At 40.9% G+C, this 19,999-nt stretch carries 24 protein-coding genes and 1 riboswitch; of the genes, 15 read left to right on the top strand and 9 right to left on the bottom strand.

The window, feature by feature from the left end; genetic code table 11:
* The first annotated feature begins 19 nt into the window (after positions 1-19).
* Both SATMO3_RS08900 and SATMO3_RS08905 read left to right on the top strand, forming a co-directional pair.
* Positions 20-445 carry a VOC family protein gene (locus SATMO3_RS08900; RefSeq protein ID WP_371380175.1) on the top strand — a complete coding sequence of 142 codons (426 nt, stop codon included), beginning with the start codon at positions 20-22 and terminating at the stop codon, positions 443-445.
* Between the two features lie 127 nt (positions 446-572).
* A complete protein-coding gene (locus tag SATMO3_RS08905) occupies positions 573-899 on the top strand; it encodes a DUF1904 family protein (protein ID WP_371380177.1) in 327 nt (108 codons plus the stop codon).
* 75 nt (positions 900-974) lie between these two features.
* Here the strand turns inward: SATMO3_RS08905 and SATMO3_RS08910 are convergent, their stop codons facing one another.
* Positions 975-1,634: a flavodoxin family protein gene (locus SATMO3_RS08910; protein WP_371380179.1), complete on the bottom strand. Its 660-nt coding sequence runs from the start codon at positions 1,632-1,634 to the stop codon at positions 975-977.
* A gap of 464 nt (positions 1,635-2,098) precedes the next feature.
* Between SATMO3_RS08910 and SATMO3_RS08915 the strand changes: the two genes are divergently transcribed.
* Complete coding sequence (locus SATMO3_RS08915; RefSeq protein ID WP_371380181.1) at positions 2,099-2,773, top strand: Crp/Fnr family transcriptional regulator; 675 nt, start codon at positions 2,099-2,101, stop codon at positions 2,771-2,773.
* Positions 2,774-2,867: 94 nt separating this feature from the next.
* Entirely contained in the window at positions 2,868-3,203 is a 336-nt protein-coding gene (locus SATMO3_RS08920; protein ID WP_371380183.1) for a pyridoxamine 5'-phosphate oxidase family protein, read from the top strand.
* 128 nt (positions 3,204-3,331) lie between these two features.
* On the opposite strand, the gene SATMO3_RS08925 is transcribed toward SATMO3_RS08920, so the two are convergent.
* Both SATMO3_RS08925 and SATMO3_RS08930 read right to left on the bottom strand, forming a co-directional pair.
* On the bottom strand, positions 3,332-4,171 hold the full coding sequence (locus tag SATMO3_RS08925) for a GGDEF domain-containing protein (protein WP_371380184.1): 840 nt from the start codon (positions 4,169-4,171) through the stop codon (positions 3,332-3,334).
* A 20-nt stretch (positions 4,172-4,191) separates the two neighbouring features.
* Positions 4,192-4,542, bottom strand: a complete 351-nt coding sequence (locus tag SATMO3_RS08930) for a hypothetical protein (protein ID WP_371380186.1) — start codon at positions 4,540-4,542, stop codon at positions 4,192-4,194.
* A gap of 462 nt (positions 4,543-5,004) precedes the next feature.
* On the opposite strand from SATMO3_RS08930, the gene SATMO3_RS08935 reads away from it, so the two are divergent.
* Positions 5,005-5,472 (top strand): pyridoxamine 5'-phosphate oxidase family protein, encoded by a 468-nt coding sequence (locus tag SATMO3_RS08935; RefSeq protein ID WP_371380187.1) that lies wholly within the window; start codon positions 5,005-5,007, stop codon positions 5,470-5,472.
* An 11-nt stretch (positions 5,473-5,483) separates the two neighbouring features.
* Here the strand turns inward: SATMO3_RS08935 and SATMO3_RS08940 are convergent, their stop codons facing one another.
* Complete coding sequence (locus SATMO3_RS08940) at positions 5,484-6,425, bottom strand: EamA family transporter (RefSeq protein ID WP_371380188.1); 942 nt, start codon at positions 6,423-6,425, stop codon at positions 5,484-5,486.
* Between the two features lie 28 nt (positions 6,426-6,453).
* Positions 6,454-6,885: an Lrp/AsnC family transcriptional regulator gene (locus SATMO3_RS08945; protein ID WP_371380190.1), complete on the bottom strand. Its 432-nt coding sequence runs from the start codon at positions 6,883-6,885 to the stop codon at positions 6,454-6,456.
* 378 nt (positions 6,886-7,263) lie between these two features.
* Here SATMO3_RS08945 and SATMO3_RS08950 point away from each other — a divergent pair, with 378 nt between their 5' ends.
* On the top strand, positions 7,264-7,809 hold the full coding sequence (locus SATMO3_RS08950) for a flavodoxin family protein (RefSeq protein WP_371380192.1): 546 nt from the start codon (positions 7,264-7,266) through the stop codon (positions 7,807-7,809).
* A gap of 36 nt (positions 7,810-7,845) precedes the next feature.
* On the opposite strand, the gene SATMO3_RS08955 is transcribed toward SATMO3_RS08950, so the two are convergent.
* Positions 7,846-8,547: a YetF domain-containing protein gene (locus SATMO3_RS08955; protein ID WP_371380194.1), complete on the bottom strand. Its 702-nt coding sequence runs from the start codon at positions 8,545-8,547 to the stop codon at positions 7,846-7,848.
* 250 nt (positions 8,548-8,797) lie between these two features.
* On the opposite strand from SATMO3_RS08955, the gene SATMO3_RS08960 reads away from it, so the two are divergent.
* Complete coding sequence (locus tag SATMO3_RS08960) at positions 8,798-9,442, top strand: hypothetical protein (RefSeq protein WP_371380196.1); 645 nt, start codon at positions 8,798-8,800, stop codon at positions 9,440-9,442.
* Positions 9,443-9,566: 124 nt separating this feature from the next.
* Here the strand turns inward: SATMO3_RS08960 and SATMO3_RS08965 are convergent, their stop codons facing one another.
* Together SATMO3_RS08965 and SATMO3_RS08970 are read right to left on the bottom strand one after the other, a co-directional pair.
* On the bottom strand, positions 9,567-10,028 hold the full coding sequence (locus SATMO3_RS08965) for a pyridoxamine 5'-phosphate oxidase family protein (protein WP_371380197.1): 462 nt from the start codon (positions 10,026-10,028) through the stop codon (positions 9,567-9,569).
* A 40-nt stretch (positions 10,029-10,068) separates the two neighbouring features.
* Entirely contained in the window at positions 10,069-10,383 is a 315-nt protein-coding gene (locus tag SATMO3_RS08970) for a cupin domain-containing protein (RefSeq protein ID WP_371380199.1), read from the bottom strand.
* Positions 10,384-10,553: 170 nt separating this feature from the next.
* On the opposite strand from SATMO3_RS08970, the gene SATMO3_RS08975 reads away from it, so the two are divergent.
* The 5 genes from SATMO3_RS08975 (at position 10,554) to SATMO3_RS08995 (ending at position 15,040) form a co-directional block, all read left to right on the top strand.
* Positions 10,554-10,898: a winged helix-turn-helix transcriptional regulator gene (locus SATMO3_RS08975; RefSeq protein WP_371381691.1), complete on the top strand. Its 345-nt coding sequence runs from the start codon at positions 10,554-10,556 to the stop codon at positions 10,896-10,898.
* A gap of 510 nt (positions 10,899-11,408) precedes the next feature.
* Positions 11,409-11,723: a hypothetical protein gene (locus SATMO3_RS08980; RefSeq protein ID WP_371380201.1), complete on the top strand. Its 315-nt coding sequence runs from the start codon at positions 11,409-11,411 to the stop codon at positions 11,721-11,723.
* 125 nt (positions 11,724-11,848) lie between these two features.
* Positions 11,849-12,415 (top strand): hypothetical protein, encoded by a 567-nt coding sequence (locus SATMO3_RS08985; protein ID WP_371380203.1) that lies wholly within the window; start codon positions 11,849-11,851, stop codon positions 12,413-12,415.
* A 419-nt stretch (positions 12,416-12,834) separates the two neighbouring features.
* Complete coding sequence (locus SATMO3_RS08990; protein WP_371380205.1) at positions 12,835-13,638, top strand: MerR family transcriptional regulator; 804 nt, start codon at positions 12,835-12,837, stop codon at positions 13,636-13,638.
* Positions 13,639-13,684: 46 nt separating this feature from the next.
* Complete coding sequence (locus SATMO3_RS08995; protein WP_371380207.1) at positions 13,685-15,040, top strand: MATE family efflux transporter; 1,356 nt, start codon at positions 13,685-13,687, stop codon at positions 15,038-15,040.
* A 160-nt stretch (positions 15,041-15,200) separates the two neighbouring features.
* Here SATMO3_RS08995 and SATMO3_RS09000 read toward each other — a convergent pair whose 3' ends face one another.
* Complete coding sequence (locus SATMO3_RS09000; protein ID WP_371381692.1) at positions 15,201-15,788, bottom strand: CarD family transcriptional regulator; 588 nt, start codon at positions 15,786-15,788, stop codon at positions 15,201-15,203.
* Positions 15,789-16,024: 236 nt separating this feature from the next.
* On the opposite strand from SATMO3_RS09000, the gene SATMO3_RS09005 reads away from it, so the two are divergent.
* The 3 genes from SATMO3_RS09005 (at position 16,025) to SATMO3_RS09015 (ending at position 19,880) form a co-directional block, all read left to right on the top strand.
* The gene (locus SATMO3_RS09005; protein WP_371380209.1) at positions 16,025-16,588 is read left to right on the top strand and encodes an acyloxyacyl hydrolase; all 564 of its coding nucleotides are present in this window, start codon (positions 16,025-16,027) and stop codon (positions 16,586-16,588) included.
* 352 nt (positions 16,589-16,940) lie between these two features.
* Entirely contained in the window at positions 16,941-17,591 is a 651-nt protein-coding gene (locus SATMO3_RS09010; protein WP_371380211.1) for a pentapeptide repeat-containing protein, read from the top strand.
* Positions 17,592-17,707: 116 nt separating this feature from the next.
* Positions 17,708-17,891, top strand: a riboswitch (cobalamin riboswitch).
* A 138-nt stretch (positions 17,892-18,029) separates the two neighbouring features.
* Entirely contained in the window at positions 18,030-19,880 is a 1,851-nt protein-coding gene (locus SATMO3_RS09015; protein ID WP_371380213.1) for a TonB-dependent receptor plug domain-containing protein, read from the top strand.
* Positions 19,881-19,999: the final 119 nt, after the last annotated feature.

Here is a 19,999-nt window from a genome sequence, read left to right on the forward strand (position 1 = left end):
ATGAGGTGAGTTTTTCAATATGCGGCAAAAACTTTCTATAGTTACCTTGGGAGTTAGTGATTTAAACCGGTCCCGCGCATTTTATCAGGATGGATTGGGGTGGAAGCCATCAAGCTGCAGTCAGGAAAGTAGTATTTTCTTTGACTTAGGGGGTGTCGGGTTGGCTTTATTTTCGTTTGATGAACTTGCCAAAGATGCAAATGTTAGCCCTGTAAGATCAGGTTTTACAGGTATTACATTAGCGCATAATGTCAATAGCGCTGAAGAAGTCGATGCGGTGATGCAAAAAGAAAAACAGTCGGGAGCCAGGATCATCAAAAAAGCGCAGCAGGTTTTCTGGGGCGGGTATAGCGGTTATTTTGCAGATCCGGATGGATACTTATGGGAGGTCGCCTGGAATCCATTTATTGAAACAGACGCAAAGGGTGCATTAATTTTTCCATAGCAGCCGCTGCTTTGCTTAGGATGTCTGACAGTGATAGTACAGAGATTTGATTTTACCAGCCCTGCGAATGTACAGTTAGTAATCAATGTATGCGTATTATTATAATTTAATATTAGGAGGAAGCGACATGCCCCAGATTATCATCAAAGGAATGGAATTAGATAAAGTAAAAGCCATCAGCACATCACTGGTGGATGAGCTGCAGCAAATTATTGGCTGTCCGCGCGATTATTTCACAATTGAGGCCGTTGTCAGCTCTTTTATTATGGATGGACAGCAGACCGAAATAAGTCCGCTGGTTGAGATTAAGTGGTTTGACCGGGGGCAAGACATTCAGGATAGGACGGCAGCTGCAATTTCCCGGCATATAAGAAGCTCCGGGTACAGTCATGCAGAGACATTTTTTACCGTATTGGAAAATAGTAAGTATTACGAGAATGAAACCCATTACTGAAAAAGTCAAAGGGGGCGGGATTGATTGTTTGCTTTTTGGCGGCTATGTTAACTGCCTCATCGCAAATACATATTATCAGTCAGGCTTAATACAGGGAATAAAATTAGTTTCGCCTTTAAGAAATTGCCCCAGCAGCTGACCTGTTTTTGAGGCCTCTTCCCATACCTGCTGTTCTTCTACGTCAACACAGTGGTTTGGGGAGGCCTTTATTTTATTGGTAAATATATGAGGTATGCCACTGTTTTTACAATCATCACCATAGCCGCATGTAAGGCAGGGTACATTACCTTGAATGCCAAATTCGGCTACATGATGCATTCGCTCCATCTGCAATTCTATCGCTATTGCATTAAGGGCCGCATCTCTGACTTCTTTATATAAACCTGAAATAATTGAGATAACATATTTTTTTTCATTTAAACTATGGTTATGTCTCATTGACCAGAGCCTTTCTAAAAAGGCCTTTGTATAGGCGTCCAGCATTCTATAAGGCGTATAGCCGCCAATTACCACTGCTTGTACTTCACGCATTTTTTGAGCTATTTCAGGGAAATCATCACTAACTTTGCAAGTGTTGTCTTCGACACACGACTTACAGGCTAAACAGGGTCTAACATGTACATTACTTAGCTTTATAAATTCGAAATCCAGGCTGCTTGACCGCAACACTTGCAATACTAAACGGTCAGTATTGCTGTTAGGGACAGGGCTGCCGGATATACCTAGTATTTTCATGCGCTTTTCTCCTTATATCCAGTATTTTAATATATGAAACCAATTGGGGCTTTTCGCTGGAGGGTGGAAACTATTTAAGGTGCAGCGTGTATAAAAGAAGTTTTTTTACTGTCCGAATGTAAAAGAGTTTACAGACATTTGACCTTCTGTTAAGGTAAAATAACAGGTACAGTCAAAATCTTTTGGCAGTGGTTTAACTGCCGCAATATTTTACAGCACAGAAGCTTGCTTGTCACCGAAGGCACCCCCTTTAAGTTTATTGTTTATAACATGCAGCCTCCGTAGCGGTTAAGCTTATAGACAGCCTTGAAAATGGGGAGTTGCAATTTTAATTATATACTTATGGCCTAATGAAAGATGTAAACCTTTTAACAAAATGGAAGAAAGATCGCGGTAGCGATAATCAGCCTTTATTTATTCTTAAAAGAACTCAAATAAATCAATGCTGAGGTTAAAAAAAACGAATGATGACAAACAAATCCTGTTTATGTTTGCGAGACAGTGCGCTTTTTTCCGGTCTGCGTTTAGAATTCTTTCGGCATATCTGTTTTGCCGCCAGCAAGCAGCAGTTTAAGAAAGGACAAGTTTTATTCCAGCAGGGAGAAGAGTCGGACCGTATTTATGTTATAAAAGAAGGCCGGTTTAAATTATTGCGCATTTCGGAAGACGGGAATGAATCAATCCTGCAGATTGCCGGGACCGGAGAACTGTTAGGGGAAACGGCATTATTCAGGCCTGGCGCTGTTCAACTGGCAACCGCTATTGCCTTGGAAGAAGCTAAGGTTCGTAGTATTAGTCGTTGTACGTTTGAAAAAGTAATAAAGGATCAACCGGATATAGCCTGGGAAATTATAAAAAATCTCGGGAACCGGCTATATACTATCTGGGAACAAGTATCCGAATCAAATCGGCAGTCAACTGCGGAGAAAATCCTGAGCTTAATGCTTCGTCTATCGCGGGAACATGGCGAAAACTGTTCTAAGGGAATCCGGATTACAATACCGTTAACACAACAGGAAATTGCGGCATTGGTTGGTGCATCAAGAGTGATGGTTTCGCAATCTGTAAAAGAATTAACGGATAAAAACTATCTTTGCCGGGAAAAAAGATACTATATTCTTAAAAATAAGTGTTTTTAACTCGGGGAATTGTTAAATAATTAACAGCTTCTCCTCATAATTGCAAGTATTATAGTGCTAGTACCAATAATACCTGAAATGAGGAGTGGTAATTATGAGCCGAGAGTTAGCAACCACGAATGGTCATATCACACTTACCGATGAAATGAAGGATGCGATTTTATCATCCCCGTTCATTGCACTGACGTCTGTTTCCAAAGTCGGCGTCCCCCATTTGATTGTAGTTGGCAAAGTTAAAAACATAGCCGAGGATAGCCAGCTCATATTTGGTGTCTACAAGATGGAACAGACGCGAAAAAATTTGACTGAAACAGGCTGGTTGCAAGCCGTTGTCGTTTCCGGAAAAGTAGGCTACCGCTTTACCGGAAAAGCGGTGGCTCAAAACGACGAAGTCACTCTTACCATCGAGCAGGCAGCTGCGTTGCTGTAAATTATTTAGAAGTACCCCTTCTAAATAAAATGAAGTAGTTATAAAAAGCAGAGAGTCATGATTCGTGACAGGCGAATTATGACTCTCTGCTTTTTATGATTTTGTGAATGACAAACTTCGCAGGCAATTTAACCGGCAAAATTACAGGTAGTATAGTTGGCGGCGACACTTAGCTCGCATTTGTCTTTTTTCGCCTTTGTGGAGGCCAGGCTGGCGAGGTTAATAAGATTAGATATGGTGCCCAGTATATTCTGCGAGCACTCTTGCGTCTCCTTTTTTTCTGCGATACCTGCCGAAACGGTAACAGGTATGTTATTATGAAATGAATAGCGGGAAATTGCTCTTAGCAGGTTTTGGGCAAAAATATAGCACTTATCAACGTAATACGGGGTAAGCACTAGGAATTCATCGCCGCCAAACCTGGATACATATGTTTGATCTGTCATGTTAGCTTTTAGGATTGTCCCTATTTCTTGTAATATAATGTCGCCAGCGACATGACCATGTACCTTATCGATGAGGCCAAAGTTATTAACATCAAAAAATGCAAAAGACATTTCTTGCTTGCTTTCGAGCAAGCGAATTGCGTTATAATAGATAAAATCCTTTTTGGGCAGCCCTGTTAAGAGGTCAATATGCTTTCCCAACTCAGCTTCTAAAAGAGATTTCGTAATAATGCCCACAAGCTGATTATTATCCTGAACCAATAACAGATCGGTATCGCCGGAATCAAACATCTCTTTGGCTTTCCAGATAGAGGAATGGGCATCGATATAGACAATGTGGCCTGACATGGCATCTGCGGCAATCCGGTTGGGATGTGATTGCAATAAATCCTTATAAGTTAACACACCGACAATTTGGTTGTCTTCCATTACGGGAAAGCCAACGCCCTGGTTTTCGGAAACTAGATTTTGAATATACCGCAGACCGTCAAGTACATTAACTACAATATATTTTTTTAACATTATATCAAACACATATCGTATCATATATCTATTGACTTGCTAACAATGATAGTAATGTTCAGCTGTACCTTTATTATCATTGTCTCGTCAGCAATTTTTTCCCCCTCTTCTAAAACTAGCGATACTAATTTATCATGAGGCAACATGTTGAGTAAGGACTTTCTTATGACAATCGCTTCAATAGCCGGATGCTCTAATTTTTTTATTTCATACTGATCAGGCGACAGAATATTAACCATTCTCCTTGCTGCCTCCGGACCGATGGGCGCCTTCTTGCCAATGATTAATATGTCCTGCATGGGAGGAATTTCGAATTCGGATAAGCGCATGCTTATTTCTACTTTTTTACTGCTTTCTGTAGGATTGCTCATGAATGTTGCCCCCTTTTCCGTCGCGTTGACCAAATAAGTTAAACCTAGTAACCTTTAATAATATATTAATCAACCTGCCCTTACAGGGGATTTCGCTGTTATAACCAAGCATATGTATAAAAAAAGCAGGCCAACGCCTGATTGCATAATTTATAAATTATTAAAACGGTAGCCTCAGAATCAATATGATACTGTTCTAAAAAATATATCTCTGCTTACTTATTTTGAGACAGCTTTGGCAATAGGATATAGATTGTCATTTTATATACACATACTATATACTTTTGCATATATTTAAATAAATTGTCAAGAAATAGTTGGGTATTTAGACCTAGAATTTTAGGACTTTTAGCCATAAAAGGAAAATTCAATTACAATCTGCGTCTAAAACTGTTTACTCTATAAGTTTCTAAAGGCAATAAACCTTGGCGGAACTATTTTTAAGGTTAGGAGAGAATGACAATGTTTAAAGAAATGCGACGTAAAGAGAAACAGTTAGCCGACTTGGACGCCATTAAAATTATTAATGAGGGACAGCTCGGTAATTTAGCCATCTTAGGGGCAAACGGTTATCCTTATTCTGTACCACTAAATTATGCCTATAAGAATGGTGCAATATATTTTCACTCCGCCAGAGCGGGTAATAAATTGGAGAATATCAGGTTTCATAATAAAGTTTGCTTCTCAATAGTAAATTACTATAGGCTGATTCCCGATAAATTTGATACAGAATACGACAGCGTGGTCATCTATGGAAAGGCGGCTGAAGTTATTGATAAGCAAGAAAAAAAAGATGCCCTTATACTCTTAGTAGAAAAATATTCAAACGAATATCGTCCACAGGGACTGGCCTACATAGAGAAAAGCATCGAAGCTACTGCTGTATTTAAAATAAATATCGAGCATATGACCGGAAAGCTGGGCCGGTAGTTTAAAAAGTTTTATATTCCATCGCCGTCTAGGCCGGAAAATGAATAGCTTTGCTTAAGCTGAGTAACTTTTCTCTGGCTCTTAGTGATTAGGATTATAGCTGCGACTATACTAATTGCCGCCAGGCCGTCATTTATTGTTAAGTTTTCATTGGCAAAATACCATCCCAGGAAAACGGCGACTATGGGATTAACATAAGCATAAGTGGAAACAATGGCGGGCTCTGCTTTTTTTAATACCCAAATATAAGCGCTAAATCCGATAAGTGAGCCGATGAAAATCAGATAAGCCAATGAGTATAAAGACCGGGCTGATATATTGCCAAGATTTAATTGGCTTAACTCACCGGCAAAAATGCCAACTAGCAAACAAAGAATACCGCCGGTCAGATTTTGAATGGCAATCGACATGAGCGACGATGAAGGCAACTCTGCTTGGCGTGAATAAACGGAACCTGCTGCCCAAAATAAGGCTGAAAAAGTTAATATGATATATCCGGAAAATTGTTCAGGCTGATACGTTGTGCTTTGCCAAGAGTTACAAACCAGTAAGACTTGGCCTACGAAACCTAAGCCTAATCCGGCTATTACGTACCTGTTAGGTTTGGCGCCTCCCTGCCATATCCAGGCGAATATCGTTATCCATAAAGGAACGGTAGCGACGATTAGCGCTGCAATCCCGGAGGGAATAGTTTGTTCTGCCCAAACGACCAATGAATTACCGCCCAAGAGCATTAGGCCTCCAATGATGCCGGCATTACGCCAATGAGTTTTTTCCGGATTCTTTGTACCTCTGGCAAATTCCCAAAAGTACAGCAGCATGCCAGCTAGCGTAAAACGAATACCTGCCAATAAAAATGGCGGCAATGTTTCCACTGCGAACCGCATTGCAAGGTAAGTTCCTCCCCAGGCAAAATAGACTGCCAACAAAGCTAAAATAATCGAGAAATTCATATGTATCCCTCCGTTTCTTAATTCTTAGCTAAAAGATAAGTTGTGAAGTCTCCTTTAACGTACTGAGAACAATAATAGTTTTGGTAGATATTGATTCTCCACGTACTTTTTCTTTCAACAGCTGGCTTAAGGATTCTGTATTGCGGGTTCTTATTTTGATGAGATAACAGTCGTCGCCAGCGACGTTGTGCACTTCCTGAACTCCGGGAATATCGACTAAAGAACTCTCGATATCTTTATCACCAGTTACTTTAATTAAGACAAAGGCGAGCATATCCAAGCCAAGCGCGTGCGGATTAAGCTTAGCCTCATAGCCGGCGATGAGGCCTTTTTCCTCCAATTTGCGGATACGGGCTAAAGTAACTGAGGGAGCAAGTTTGATTTCGCGTGCTATGTCTGCATTAGACATTCGTGCATTGCTTTGCAGTAAACAAAGAATTTTTTTATCTACATTATCCAAAGATTTTCACCTCGGAATTAATTATAAACTTAACAGCAATTGCGAGTAAAGCGATTAATTCTGGAATATATTGATTTAACGGAATATTATTCTGTTAAATATGTTTAATGCAGAATGTTATTCTGTAAAATACTGATGTATGCGAATTTTTTTGCAGCGCGCATGTTAAGGCGGAGTGCTGCGGCTTGGTTCACCATAAAAAACAACGACATCACAGCATAGGGTGTGATGTCGTTGCCTTTTTATTTAGCAAGTGGTGAAGTATATAAAAGGATACTATAATACAAATAAGTGCGTACTTGTTGATTGGGATATTAGTGAGTACTATTATAACAGGAATAGTATCCAGAAAAACAAATCTAAGGGGGGAATCTAAGTATGGCAAAAAATATCCTTGTTTTGACTGGCAGTCCCAGAAAAGGCGGCAATAGCGACAAGCTGGCGGATGCATTTATTGCCGGCGCGCGGCAGGCGGGACACACGACTGTAAAATATACAACGGCAGATAAAAAAATTAATGGCTGTTTAGACTGTAAGACTTGTTACAGTAAAGGGGGCGCTTGTTCTATTCCGGACGATTTTAATGAACTGGCGCCGCTTCTGGAGCAGGCAGATACGCTTGTGTTTGCAACACCCTTGTATTGGTTCTCGTTTCCGGTACAGCTGAAAGCTGCTATTGATAAGTTCTATTCTTTTTTCATCGGCAAAAGGGCATTAAAGATAAAAGATTGCATACTTTTAGTCTGCGGCGGTGAGGAGGATGAATACCATTACGAGGGTATTATCAAGTCCTACAAGCTAATTGCTAATTTTCTGAGTTGGAAGGACAGCGGCATAATCATAGTACCGGGTCTTCATGACAAAGATGATATTCTGAAAACCGACGGAATAGCGAGAGCTGAAACATTGGGGAAAAGCTTATAGCACGGTCCCTGGCCCCTCGTTTTACTACTATTGTTATTACGTGTCGTTACGTTTGTCTACGTATAACTGGCCGTCAGGTGTAACCATGGCCAACGTTACTTCCTGCCAATCCGTCACGCCCGCTTTGCTTAGCTGACACTCGAGCTGATCCAAAGTCAGACCACTTTGGACTAACCCTTGATCAATAATTTTACCATTGATTATAACCTCTGTACCGGCTAGAGTACTTGCTGGCGTCAGGTTTTGTTTCTGAATGGCGAAGTCCTTGGCAGAAGGGGACTGATATTCCGGCTTTTTTAGCACGCTGAGATGACCGTCTGATTCAATCAATGCCATTTCTACTTCGTTTGGGTCAAAAATGCCTTGTTCACGTAGCATTTCCAGTAAATCATTGACATTATAATAGCGTTTCTTCAAATTGTTTTCTAAAATCTTACCTCTGCGCAGTACTGTTAGCGGTTCCGCCTCAATTAATTTTCTGGCCGGTACGGACTTAAGTGCTAGCATACTAATCGCCAGAATCCATAATGTTGCAACTGTCAGAACTATGAGACCGTTACGAATGCCAAACTCTTCGTCAGTAATTACAGAACTACCGATATTCCCGATAAAAAGTCCGATTACAAAATCATAAAAGGTCAGCTCAGATAACGTCCTTCTGCCTAGTATTCGCGCAATAAGCAGCAGCGACAGCAGCATTAAAAGAGTGCGAAGGATTATAGCGATATCATGCACCACTTGACTGGCCCCCCAAGAAAGTATCCCTGTCAATGGATAAGTATATCTGTGTAGGTGATAAATACGCTCTAAGTAATGCTATTATTATAACCAGGATTTTTTATGCCAAGCCTTGTTGCTAAATTTTCAAAGACGTAAAAGGTTCCTGCCTTCCTGATTTCTTCGTCGTACTCTTAATTTTTTCCTGATAATATTCGATGCCTATATAAAGGGTACGTTCCGGCAATCTGATTTTGGGGAGATGGATGTCATGTCTATAGATCAAGCGGGTCTGAATAAGTTGCTAGCAATGGTCTATCCGAAAAACAATTTAACAGCATTAAGGGAATATCGTGACGGATTGCAAAAAAAGCTTGAACAAGAGGTGCGAAACAGCACTTCGGCGACGACCGTTAACAGTGACGATAACAACAACCGTGCAGATACCCAGCATGTCATCGTAGAATTGCAAGCAACCGATAAACAACTACAACTGGCTGTGTATGAAGAAGAGACCAGAAAGCTTGAACTGGAGAGATTAAAGCGGGAAGAAGCTATGGCTAAAAATCTACGCGCGCGGGAAAAAGCGCTGGCCAAACATGAAAGCGTTCTTTATAATGCCAGTATGAATAAGCTATTTTCTGCTATTAATAAACTTCCGCAGGTCCAGACTATGGCCGGCTCAGGCATGGCGTTCTCGTTTGGCCAGCAACCGGCAGAGACTGATAAAAACTCCTATTCTACGCATAGTTTAGAAGGAAAATTCGAAGAAATAAATCGGGATCTTAAAGAATCTACTGAATACGGTATAGCAGCAGCTGAAGTCGCCCGTCGCCGGAAGAATACTCAGTTGAAGGCTGAGATCGAAGAAGCCGCAAATAAATATAAAGCTGTTAAAAAACAAAAGCCTAAATAAATGAATATTAGCGGCTGCCAAGCTAGTAAGGCCTGTTTGCCTACAATATAACAACAAGAGGATGGATCCCTGTTTCTTATAGGAAACAGTAGAGCCATCCTCTTTGGCTTCATTAAGAGTCAAACTATCTTTTCTTCACACCGGTGATATCTTCTATTGTAATTTTAATTACGGCACATTTATCTTTAAAAGCATCAATTACCTTCATTCCTTTATCCTGAAATTCCGGACTGTATTTTTTCACCAGTTCTATTAGCATTTTGATCTTTTCAGGCTCACCGGCCAACATGGCTTTACCAAAAACAACAACACTTTCATATTTGGCCGTAAATGAGCTGGGCACTATTTCCGAATATCCGACCACAGTAAAGCATACCTGGCTATTTTGGGAAATATTATCTAACTTATGACCCTCAAGAGCACAATGCAGATAGATCGCCTCATCTAACACTATATAGTTTAGAGGTATGCCATAAGGCTGCCCAGCTTTGTCGACCGTAGATAACACCCCGTATTCGGCAGCTTTTAGAATACTCATAGCTTCAGTGCGCGTAACTTGTTTTTCTGTATCACGGACACGTCTCATAAATATCTCCTTATTAAAGAATTTTTGCACTAAGGAACACTTAGAAAATTTTAACCTGCAAAACCACTAGGTTACCTGAACTGGTATTGAAAAAACCATGCCCTTCTCCCCGTGGAGATAAGATTATATCTTTTTCTTTAAGGGCAAATTCTTCCCCGTCAATAGTTAATTTTCCTTCACCTTCAACAACATAAAAAACTTCGTCCATATCCTTGTGAGTATGTTCCGGCGTGCTTTGACCCGGTGCATATAGCAGTAATCCTACATCAAGCTTACTGCCTTCATGACTAAGCCCTTTACGCACCGATTTTTCCAGTGAAAAATCCAATAGAGAATCGGTATTGATTTTTTTCATATTTTGGTCCCCCTTAAGGTTTAAATAAAATATTACAAACTATTACATATTGTCTGCAACCACTTTCATTAATATAATAAGAAACAAAGTTACTTTTCGCAAGAAGGCACTATTTTGTTTGATACAGACCGAATAGTAACTATTGGTGATTTTACTGGAGGTTCTGAATGGTGAATACTAAGATTTGTCCCATTGAAGCGGCGCTGAATTTAATAGGGCATAAATGGAAGGTTCTTATTTTACGAAACTTATTAAGCAGAAGTAACCAGCGTTTTAGTGACTTGTTAAAAGGTATAAACGGAATAAGTCAAAAAATGTTGACCCAACAACTCCGGCAAATGGAGCAGAATGGTCTTATTTCCCGCAAGGTTTATGCGGAGGTTCCACCCAAGGTTGAATACTCTCTGACAGAACTAGGCTTGAGCCTTCAACCCATGCTTGAATCAATCAGCACTTGGGGTAAAGGTTATTTAGCGCGTCAAGGCAAGCAACAGGAAGATTTCATTAATGATTAAGACAAGAGATGGTTCACGGTTCGCTGCTGCCGTAGTTGTCAAAAACGACAGCAAACAAAACAGGCTCACTGGTTCTAAACGAGTGGTGGGGCGGGAGAAAACTGCAGATTGAAATGCAATTCTCAGGCCGGAAGATGACAGAGGTAACAATACCTGCGCACCCCTCCAGAAACTTGCAACAGCTGGCATTATTGAAACAGTGTCCCTGTCCCCGTGTTTTCACGTGTTTTCCAGTAAAGTCTTGGGTGTAAATAGAGGCTAAATGGGAGAGGCCTGCTCTTGGCAGGCTAATTTTATTTTCTATATTACATAACATATTGGTTCTATCAAACATAAGATATAACAAATCTGATTTTGGAGGGGGGATAGACATGGGATGCGGTAGCCGTGAATGTCGTTCGGCCTGTACGCCTAGATGTAAGAGAAGGTGTGTAGGAACTTTTACTACTAAATATAGGGTGTATGAAACTTGCTGTTATGATGTTATGAAAGTCTGTTCCAGCTGCGGCCATGAATTTGATTCTCGCCGGCAGCACTGTTGTCCAAATTGCGGCATACAAATGGATGATCCACCTCGCTTTGGCGGCTTTGGCAGAGGCTTTGGCAGAGGCTTTGGCGGCTTTGGCAGGTTCGGCGGCTTTAGGAGATTTGGTGGCTTTGGGCGTTTTGGCGGCTTTGGCAGACGCCGATTTTTCCCGTTCGGATTTTTCCCGGACTTTGATGAAGATGATGAAGATGAAGAAGATGAATTTTAGCCCCATAGGCATCACTGAATCAGTGATGCCTATTTACATCGGAAATATCAAGCAACTGGAAGCTTCCTGACTTGTGCTTACTTTGAAGCTCGTCGCAATCTAATCCTATGACAGCAAGGCCTTCAGGTTGTTAATCACCTTACTCTAATCATCAACATATTATGTAACATAACTATGAGTAAAGGGGGAGACTATGTGCCTAGACCTTATGGTAGCGGCAATTGCTGTCTAAGCCAGTCGGAAGTTCATTTAAGGGATTGTTTCCGTCTGCTTTGGACACAGCATGTTTACTGGACGAGAATGGTTATTATGGGTATTGTGTTTGATTTGCCTGATTTAGAGCAAACTACAAATCGTCTTCTACGTAACGCCCCTGATTTTGCGAGAGTGTTTTGCCGGTCCTATGGGAATCAAATCGCATCCGAGTTTGAACGCCTGATAACAGACCATCTCGTCATTGCAGCAGAGCTTGTGAAGGCGGCAAAGGCTGGGAATAGTAAAGCGGTGGAGGACGCTGAAAAAAGGTGGTATGAAAACGCAGAGAAAATCGTATGTTTCCTAAATCGTATCAATCCAAATTGGTCTGTGAAACGTATGAAAAATATGTGGTTTACACATTTGGCATTGACAAAAGAGGAGGCTGTCACGATGCTTAATAAGGATTACGCTAAAAGTATTGAGACGTTCAACAAAATCGAAAAAGAGGCATTGATGATGGCTGACGAATTCTCTAACGGCATTATCTGCCAATTTGTCCTGTAAATGCACTAACAATACAGAAACCAAAAAATTTCTATGCAAAATGGCTGACTGCGGTTAGCCAGAAGAAGGTCTGGTATAGGAATAAATCATAAAATGCCTCCGGACTTGGGTGGCATTTTATTTTGGGTTGTAACTCCAGCCGGCGGATATTATTTAAAATAAGATTTCGAGTATATTTTACATATCTTTCACGCAAAAACGGCATATGCTTCGTATTCTTCGAGGCACAATATCTATAGTGGCAGCCTCGTTACCGTTACTGCATAAAAATTGCCTAAAACTGCAATTCTTCATCATTGGTTATGGTGTACCTTGCTACGATGCGGGTATAATTAACAGAGATAGAAATGAAGAAAAGATATAAAGGCTATGCGCGAACTAGCGCAATAACCACAAGTTATTAAGGCAGGGTATACGAAATGAATGAAAAATGGACTATCGGTGAAGTAGCAAAACTTTTCGATGTATCGACAGATACATTGCGGTATTATGAAAAGAGCGGTATACTTTCAGCGCAGAAAAATAGTGAGAACGGATATAGGTATTACTCTTATGATGAAGTGGTAGTCCTCATGGATATACTATTCTTTCGCAATATGGAACTGTCTGTTAAAGATATTAAAAAAATTATAACGGAAATGGATATTGGCGACATTAAGAATGTACTTTATCAGAATCAAAGGATAGTCGAGAATAGGATACAAGAATTAACTAAGCTAAAGAATATGATTACCCAGGCTGCTTATCAATATAAGCTGTGTGAAGAACGGTTAGGCGAATTTCTTATTGTTTCTGCACCGGTCTTTAAATTTAAGCTGATTGGCACGCAAGCAGAAGACCTGATTACTCTGATACGAAAATATAAAAAAGAGGATTGGATAGATGACCGTATACGCTATACCCTATTAGTCCCGCAGGCAGAACTTATGGGTAGTCCCAATTTTAGTTCAGCGCAAGTGGGGATTAGCATTGATGAAGAAAATCTGTATTTACTGGATGGCGCGGAGCAACAGGAGCTTTCTTCCTTACAGGGGATGAATTATTTATATACAATCGCGGGAACAAACTACTCAGAACAAGAGAATGATGTACTGAACAAAGCTTTGGATTATCTAAAAAAACAAGGTAGACAAGTAAACGGTCCCCTGATTGGAAGATATATGGCAAGTTCTCATAAAGATGGTCTTGATTACTACGAAGTTTGGATTGCAACTAATCCTTGACATTGGAGTTGCTCCAAGGTTTATCATCTCATAAGGGGTGATAAACATGAATGGAAACGTACTGGGAACAGAAAGTATTATTTCATTATTTTTAAAATACAGTATTCCTGCGATTGCAGGGATGTTATTTCTAGGCCTAAACACCATTGTAGACGGTTTTTTTGTCGGTAATTATATTGGGGTTAATGCGTTAGCAAGTGTCAACATTGCTATGCCTTTTTTCAGCGTAATGATTGCAGTTGGTGTAATCATCGGTATTGGCGCACAAAGTTTCATAGGGCGGAAGTTAGGTGAAGGAGATATAAAAGAGGCGGGAGACGCCTTTAAAACATCTCTTTTCTCAGTAGGTGCCATATCGCTTATACTCTCGGTAATTGCCGTTGGTTTTACTGAACAGATGGCTGTTTTCCTGGGTGCCAATAAACAACTGTTGGTACTGGTAACAACGTATATTAGCTGGACAGGTATATTCCTGCCATTTTTAGGAATCATGTTTGTTTTGGACTATGTGTTAAAAATCCTGGGGAAGCCTGTATATTCCATGCAGATTCTAGTGGTCGCCGTTATAAGTCATATGATGCTTAACTACTTGTTGATTGCACGGCTCGGACTGGGGATTAAAGGGGCTGCGTTGACTGCAGGATTAGGTTATAGTATTGCTTTTGTTATGGCGGTACTTCCTTTTATAACGGGCAAAACAACTTTAAAATTGTCTGAAGGCAGTTTTAAAAAAACGCTGGCATGCAAGATTATCTATAATGGTTCATCGGAAGGCCTAGCCGAGATCGGCACAGGTGTTACGGCATTCTTATTTAATATTACGCTTATGCGTTATGTAGGCGAAGTCGGCGTAGCTGCCTTCACAGCTATTAGCTATTTGTCTTTTATCGGGAATAATATTCTGATAGGATTATCAGATGGCGTTGGCGCCATTATTAGTTATAATTATGGCAGTGGCAAAATGGAGCGGGTGAAAAAAGTATTGCAGCTTGCTGGTTTCTCAGCCTTCGTTATCGGTGTAGGACTTTTCATAGCTATTTCTGCCTTTGCCAGAGAAATAATCGTGATATTTTTAGATGTGCATAATGATACTGTTCTTGACTTTGCTGAATACGGCGCCAAACTATATGCTTCAGCCTTTATAGTAAATGGATTGAATATCGTTGCATCAGGTTATTTTACTGCTATTTGCAAACCACAAAGCGCGGTCTTGATTGCATTGAGCAAAGGCATAGTTTGGATAGGGGCGGGTATTGTCATATTACCGGAATTATTCGGTATAAGAGGCATATGGCTAACTGTACCTGTTGCTGAGATGCTAACATTACTATTATCTGCAGCATTGCTGTATAACCATTATAAGTACCAAAGTCGGCGGGTTCCCCCCCAATTTGAACAGTGAAATTATGAGGCGTGAAGTTGGCGCAAACTGCATATGAATTACGATAAAAACAGGGAACCATAATTCAGGGTAGAATTATGGTTCCCTGTTTGCTAATACCAACCAGTTCCTTAGCGGTATCGGAAAACAGTGTCCCTGTCCCCCTGTTTCCACAGGGGGATTATTCCGGCATGCGATCGAGAATATAGGGAACAACCTCGTCAGGTGAAATGTTCAATGCTGTCGCAAATTCTTCATTTAATTGCTTTTCAGCACTGTTCATAATACCTTCCTCTGTCTTGGTTAATTTTTTATTGACGGCGGATTTCGCTTTTTTATCTAAATATAGCGTCTTAATAATTTTTATCCATTCTTCGGTCTTGCCTGTTTTAAGCGCGGCCCGAAATTGCTCGCTGCGCTGTTTCTCATTGTCTACTAAAACGGGTTCTATCTCGGGCATCATGGCTATCAATGCTAAAATCTCATCTTTTGAAATGATTGGTCTCATCGCAGCATTGGAATTATTCACGGGAGTCTTAATGGTCACATTAGTGTTGTAAACAGGCTGTAACACATAGTATTCAGTTTCAGTTTCATTACTGCTGCTAAACTTATCTTTTATAATATCTGTAATCCGGCATACTCCCGTTGCGCCGTATACAACATGATCATTTATTTTGAACGTAATTAGACCCCCTTTGCGTTGAATATATTCAACATAGTGTGGCTTGTTTTCATAAGAAATATTTATCCGATGACTAAGCTTCAGATGGGGTTAAAACTCCACTTGAAGCTTAGTCTGCTTTATTGCGTGGGCAGTCCCGGATAGTCGCTGTGTAGGTCCTGAGTTTATCATTCGTAAAAAAAAATTTTGTACTTAACAGGTAAATCATTACATATATGGAATATTAATAATGTTTGCGTACAACAGGGATTTTTGGAGGTTTTACATAATGTAGCCATATAGTCAATAATATAAAGCAATCATACGAGGAGTGTCGTAATATGCGTAGATTAATTTATTTAGTAGTAGTCATTAACTTTTTGCTGATTTTCACGCCGGGACAGTATTGTTATGCAGCTGATTCCAAGCTTGAGCTGGATTGGGACTACCTGACTACAAGCAACAATGACCGCGATCTGGATACGGTATCGCTGCATATACTAGAGAAAATTTCTGAGAAAAAAAATAAGTCCATATACCGGGGGATTACAATCACTCGACCGATTGGAAACGTAACTCTTGAAAACCAGACACACTCTCAAGAAAGCTCCGCAGTCGGTATCGGACCAATATACATGATTCGCACTGAAAAACATTATTCTGGCAAGCTATTGGCAGCATTAGATATAAGCGGCGGAGTTATTTTATACGATAAACCATTTCCGGCAGGAGGAAGATATTATAATTTTATGTGGCGGGTCGGGCCTAAACTTATTTATAAATTCAATGACAGCTCTTCAGTAAATGTAGGATATACGCTAATGCATGTTTCTAACGGTTTTAGAACTCATAATCCCGGGTATGATACCCGCGGCGTTTCAGTGGGGTTTGTATCAAATTTTTAACCCGGTAGAAGTTGTGAGTCCCTGTGTTTCATTTCCCCAAGCCTGCGTTCTTAGAAATAGACCGGCAATCATCCATAATGATGATTGCCGGTTTGCGCTTTGGTAAATGACCATCAGTAATATGCGATTTATTCTTAGAAATTCCTGCACACAACCTTTACAGCGGAATTCTACTATATATAAGGGCATTGATCAATTTGCTGACTACGTGCAAAATCCTGCATCACAGTAATTCAACAGGATCTTTGTATTTAAACGGTAAATATAAGGTTAATAGGCCCTTAGTGTTACAGGACAGCGATAGGCTAACAGGAAGAATAACAGAACGATTTTATTAGCTTGAGGTAATATCATGGTCAAAAAATTTGCTAAATCCAAATTAGTAACGCCAAATCTGCCTCCCGAATTACCCTTGACGTATAAGAACGGGTTTCACGACGAAGACTGCCTGGAACTCAGCCTTATACAAGACTGTACATTAGAGGTTCAGACTGCTGAAAACGTTGCTATTAACCAGGTTTTATTTAAAAATGTTGTTTTTAATTCCGTTCATTGGCCCTCCGTCAACCTAACCGACACTATCTTTGAACAATGTGATCTCTCCAATGTGGATTTCAGTCAATGTTTTATGGACCGTGTCCGGTTAACCAACTGCAAGCTGGTTGGTATTGACCTGACCGAGGCATCTTTGAGAAATGTTGCTATTGATAACTGCAATGCCGCTTATTCCGTGCTGCGTTACACCAATTGTAAGAAAGTCAGCCTTCAAAACTCTTCTTTTACTGAGTCTGACTTTTACTCCGCCACATTAACTGACGTAAGCTTCTCACATTGCAATCTTGATAAAGTCCAATTTTCAGGCGTTAAACTTGCAGGAATCGATCTTAGCACCTGTCAGTTTTATCAGCTGGGCCTAACCACAGATAACCTTCGCGGTTGTATAATCGCTCCCGCACAGGCAATTGCTCTTGTTAATATATTTGGGGTGGTTATAAAGGAGTAGGAGATAGAACACACTTTCTATTAACTAAAGTAAAATTTTACTGCTAGAGGTGAGCCGGAGAACGGTATCGCTGATTGACTTTTGCCAATAAGTTTGCTATACTAGCAAAAAAAAATTGCATATTGGACGAAACAGGTGCCCGCAAGGGCTTAATAGGGAAGAACGGTGCAATACCGGCGCGGTCCCGCCACTGTAATGGGGAGCGAACCCAAAATATGCCACTGAGACGAAGCGTCTTGGGAAGGCTTGGGCGAGCGAAGAACCAGAGCCAGGAGAACTGCCTGCTTTGTGAATGCCTTTTACACCTACGAGTGATAGGGAGGGGTTTATTTGGTTTGTGCTTATAATGAGTAACGCCATTCTTTCTGATTGCCTGGGAAGAATGGCGTTTTTTGCTGCGGAATTATCTTAATGCGAGGAATGAAAAAGGGGATGCCAATGAGTACAAAGAGTAAAAAAAATAAAAAGAATATATTAGGAAAAATGATCTATTCAGTAATTATGCTGGGGATAAGCTGTTCTTCCATACCGGTATTTGCTGCGGAGGAAAGTGAATTTTCCCTTGAACAAGTAATTGTAACTGCACAGCGTTATGAGAAACGCGATGTAGATGTAGCGGCTTCTACCGAAATTTTAACTGAGAAGGACTTGCAAAATACTGGCGCCAGTAATTTATACGACGCGTTGAAGTTTTCGACCGGCATCGAAATGCAGCAATATGGTACGGCAGGTTCGTCCCTAGGCAACATGTACAGCAAAATTGTTATCAGAGGAGCCGCCGGCGGCACGCTGGTACTGCTGAACGGAGTGCCGCTTAATGTTCGCGCCACCTATGACTTAACCGATATTCCTGTTGAAAACGTCGAACGGGTAGAGATTGTCAGAGGCGGCGGCTCGGTTCTGTACGGCAGTGAGGCAACCGGCGGTGTCATCAACATCATTACCAAGAAAAAGCGCGATAATTATTTTAAGACCGGCTGGGGCAATTATGGACAGCAAGAGCATACCCTTGGTTTACAAGCCGGTAATTTGGGTATCGGCTATCAATATTCGGAATGGGGTACTCGTAAGAAGGTCGCTACTGATGGAACGAAGTGGGTCGGCCCCGAGAATAATAATCTAAGCCTAACTTATTCATTTAGTGATAAGTTAGACTTAGCGGTTAATCATATTGAATCAGAATATCGCTATATTACAAGCAAAGCGGATACAAAACAGAATGTTGACAGAAATAATATGCAGTTAACTTATCGGGATGATCATTTCCAAACAACGGCTTATTATGTAGACCGGACACGTGAAAAAGACGCATTAACTTTCTCGGGCAATAAACGTGCGGTTGATGAGGAAAAGAACAGAAACTACGGGCTTGATCTGCAAAAAGACTGGGGGTTAGACAGTGGTAAAGTCTTATTTGGCGGTTCCTTTAAGCGGGAGGAATATACCCCGTATAAGGAGTCAAAACAGACTAGAAACAACTTTTCCGCTTATACCCAGTATGAAAAGCAGGTCAGTGATCTGAATACGCTGATCTTAAGCGCGCGCGAGTCCTGGACAACCGGAGCGCCCGGTGATTATAACAACACCAACTTCAGCGGCCAGATGCAGTTTGTTCATAAGCTGGCTGAAGACGAGAATCTGTATGCCAGTGTGGGGCAATCTTATAAAATGCCGGATTTGCATCAGATGTACAAAACGGAGCCCGGCGCCGACTTGAAGCCGCAGACAGGCACACACTACGAACTGGGTTGGAAGAAAGATGCTGGCGACCATAAGTGGCGTGTTGCGTTGTTCCATTATGGTATTGACGACAATATCACGGCTACATATACGGGCACGCCCGGAGAATTTACCTATAAAAACGAAAATTTAAAAAATACCGGTGTCGAGCTGGAATGCACAATTAAAGCAGCAGGCAGTCCCTTTGGTTACAACTATGCCGTCAGCTACGGCAATCCCAAAACCGAATCCATCAATAAAGGCGTTTCATCCGGATGGCAGCGAGATTACTCACGCTGGCAGCTTAAAGGCGGCGTAACGTATCAGCAGGACAAGCTGAGCGCTGCCCTAAATGCTTCTTATATGGCAGAGCGGGTACTGAGCGGCATTGATACCAAACCGTATTTAGTTACAAATTTAAACGTAAATTATGCGATGACAAAGAACCAGAGTCTTTTCCTAACGGTGAACAACTTGCTTGACAGGGATGATATCTCCTACCGGTCGACTTCTAACGCTTACTATTTCACACCGGCCAACTACATGATGGGGTACAAAATGACATTTTAACAGGTGGCTTGTATTTGTCGACAGCTGTTCCTTTATTGCCTTTAAGCGGGTTGGATTAGCAAGTGCGGGCCTCCCTTGCTGTGTTAATCTGTGAGATACTGATGAAAGCGTTCAAAAAA

Origin of the sequence: Sporomusa aerivorans (genome assembly GCF_041428895.1) — a bacterium.
GTDB lineage: Bacteria > Bacillota > Negativicutes > Sporomusales > Sporomusaceae > Sporomusa > Sporomusa aerivorans.

What these genes read in the sequence shown, in the direction of transcription:
- SATMO3_RS08900 (WP_371380175.1), top strand. Translation starts at nt 20, where the DNA reads ATGCGGCAAAAACTTTCTATAGTTACCTTGGGAGTTAGTGATTTAAAC.
- SATMO3_RS08905 (WP_371380177.1), top strand. Translation starts at nt 573, where the DNA reads ATGCCCCAGATTATCATCAAAGGAATGGAATTAGATAAAGTAAAAGCC.
- SATMO3_RS08910 (WP_371380179.1), bottom strand. Translation starts at nt 1,634, where the DNA reads ATGAAAATACTAGGTATATCCGGCAGCCCTGTCCCTAACAGCAATACT.
- SATMO3_RS08915 (WP_371380181.1), top strand. Translation starts at nt 2,099, where the DNA reads ATGATGACAAACAAATCCTGTTTATGTTTGCGAGACAGTGCGCTTTTT.
- SATMO3_RS08920 (WP_371380183.1), top strand. Translation starts at nt 2,868, where the DNA reads ATGAGCCGAGAGTTAGCAACCACGAATGGTCATATCACACTTACCGAT.
- SATMO3_RS08925 (WP_371380184.1), bottom strand. Translation starts at nt 4,171, where the DNA reads ATGTTAAAAAAATATATTGTAGTTAATGTACTTGACGGTCTGCGGTAT.
- SATMO3_RS08930 (WP_371380186.1), bottom strand. Translation starts at nt 4,542, where the DNA reads ATGAGCAATCCTACAGAAAGCAGTAAAAAAGTAGAAATAAGCATGCGC.
- SATMO3_RS08935 (WP_371380187.1), top strand. Translation starts at nt 5,005, where the DNA reads ATGTTTAAAGAAATGCGACGTAAAGAGAAACAGTTAGCCGACTTGGAC.
- SATMO3_RS08940 (WP_371380188.1), bottom strand. Translation starts at nt 6,425, where the DNA reads ATGAATTTCTCGATTATTTTAGCTTTGTTGGCAGTCTATTTTGCCTGG.
- SATMO3_RS08950 (WP_371380192.1), top strand. Translation starts at nt 7,264, where the DNA reads ATGGCAAAAAATATCCTTGTTTTGACTGGCAGTCCCAGAAAAGGCGGC.
- SATMO3_RS08960 (WP_371380196.1), top strand. Translation starts at nt 8,798, where the DNA reads ATGTCTATAGATCAAGCGGGTCTGAATAAGTTGCTAGCAATGGTCTAT.
- SATMO3_RS08965 (WP_371380197.1), bottom strand. Translation starts at nt 10,028, where the DNA reads ATGAGACGTGTCCGTGATACAGAAAAACAAGTTACGCGCACTGAAGCT.
- SATMO3_RS08970 (WP_371380199.1), bottom strand. Translation starts at nt 10,383, where the DNA reads ATGAAAAAAATCAATACCGATTCTCTATTGGATTTTTCACTGGAAAAA.
- SATMO3_RS08980 (WP_371380201.1), top strand. Translation starts at nt 11,409, where the DNA reads ATGAATTTGATTCTCGCCGGCAGCACTGTTGTCCAAATTGCGGCATAC.
- SATMO3_RS08990 (WP_371380205.1), top strand. Translation starts at nt 12,835, where the DNA reads ATGAATGAAAAATGGACTATCGGTGAAGTAGCAAAACTTTTCGATGTA.
- SATMO3_RS08995 (WP_371380207.1), top strand. Translation starts at nt 13,685, where the DNA reads ATGAATGGAAACGTACTGGGAACAGAAAGTATTATTTCATTATTTTTA.
- SATMO3_RS09005 (WP_371380209.1), top strand. Translation starts at nt 16,025, where the DNA reads ATGCGTAGATTAATTTATTTAGTAGTAGTCATTAACTTTTTGCTGATT.
- SATMO3_RS09010 (WP_371380211.1), top strand. Translation starts at nt 16,941, where the DNA reads ATGGTCAAAAAATTTGCTAAATCCAAATTAGTAACGCCAAATCTGCCT.
- SATMO3_RS09015 (WP_371380213.1), top strand. Translation starts at nt 18,030, where the DNA reads ATGAGTACAAAGAGTAAAAAAAATAAAAAGAATATATTAGGAAAAATG.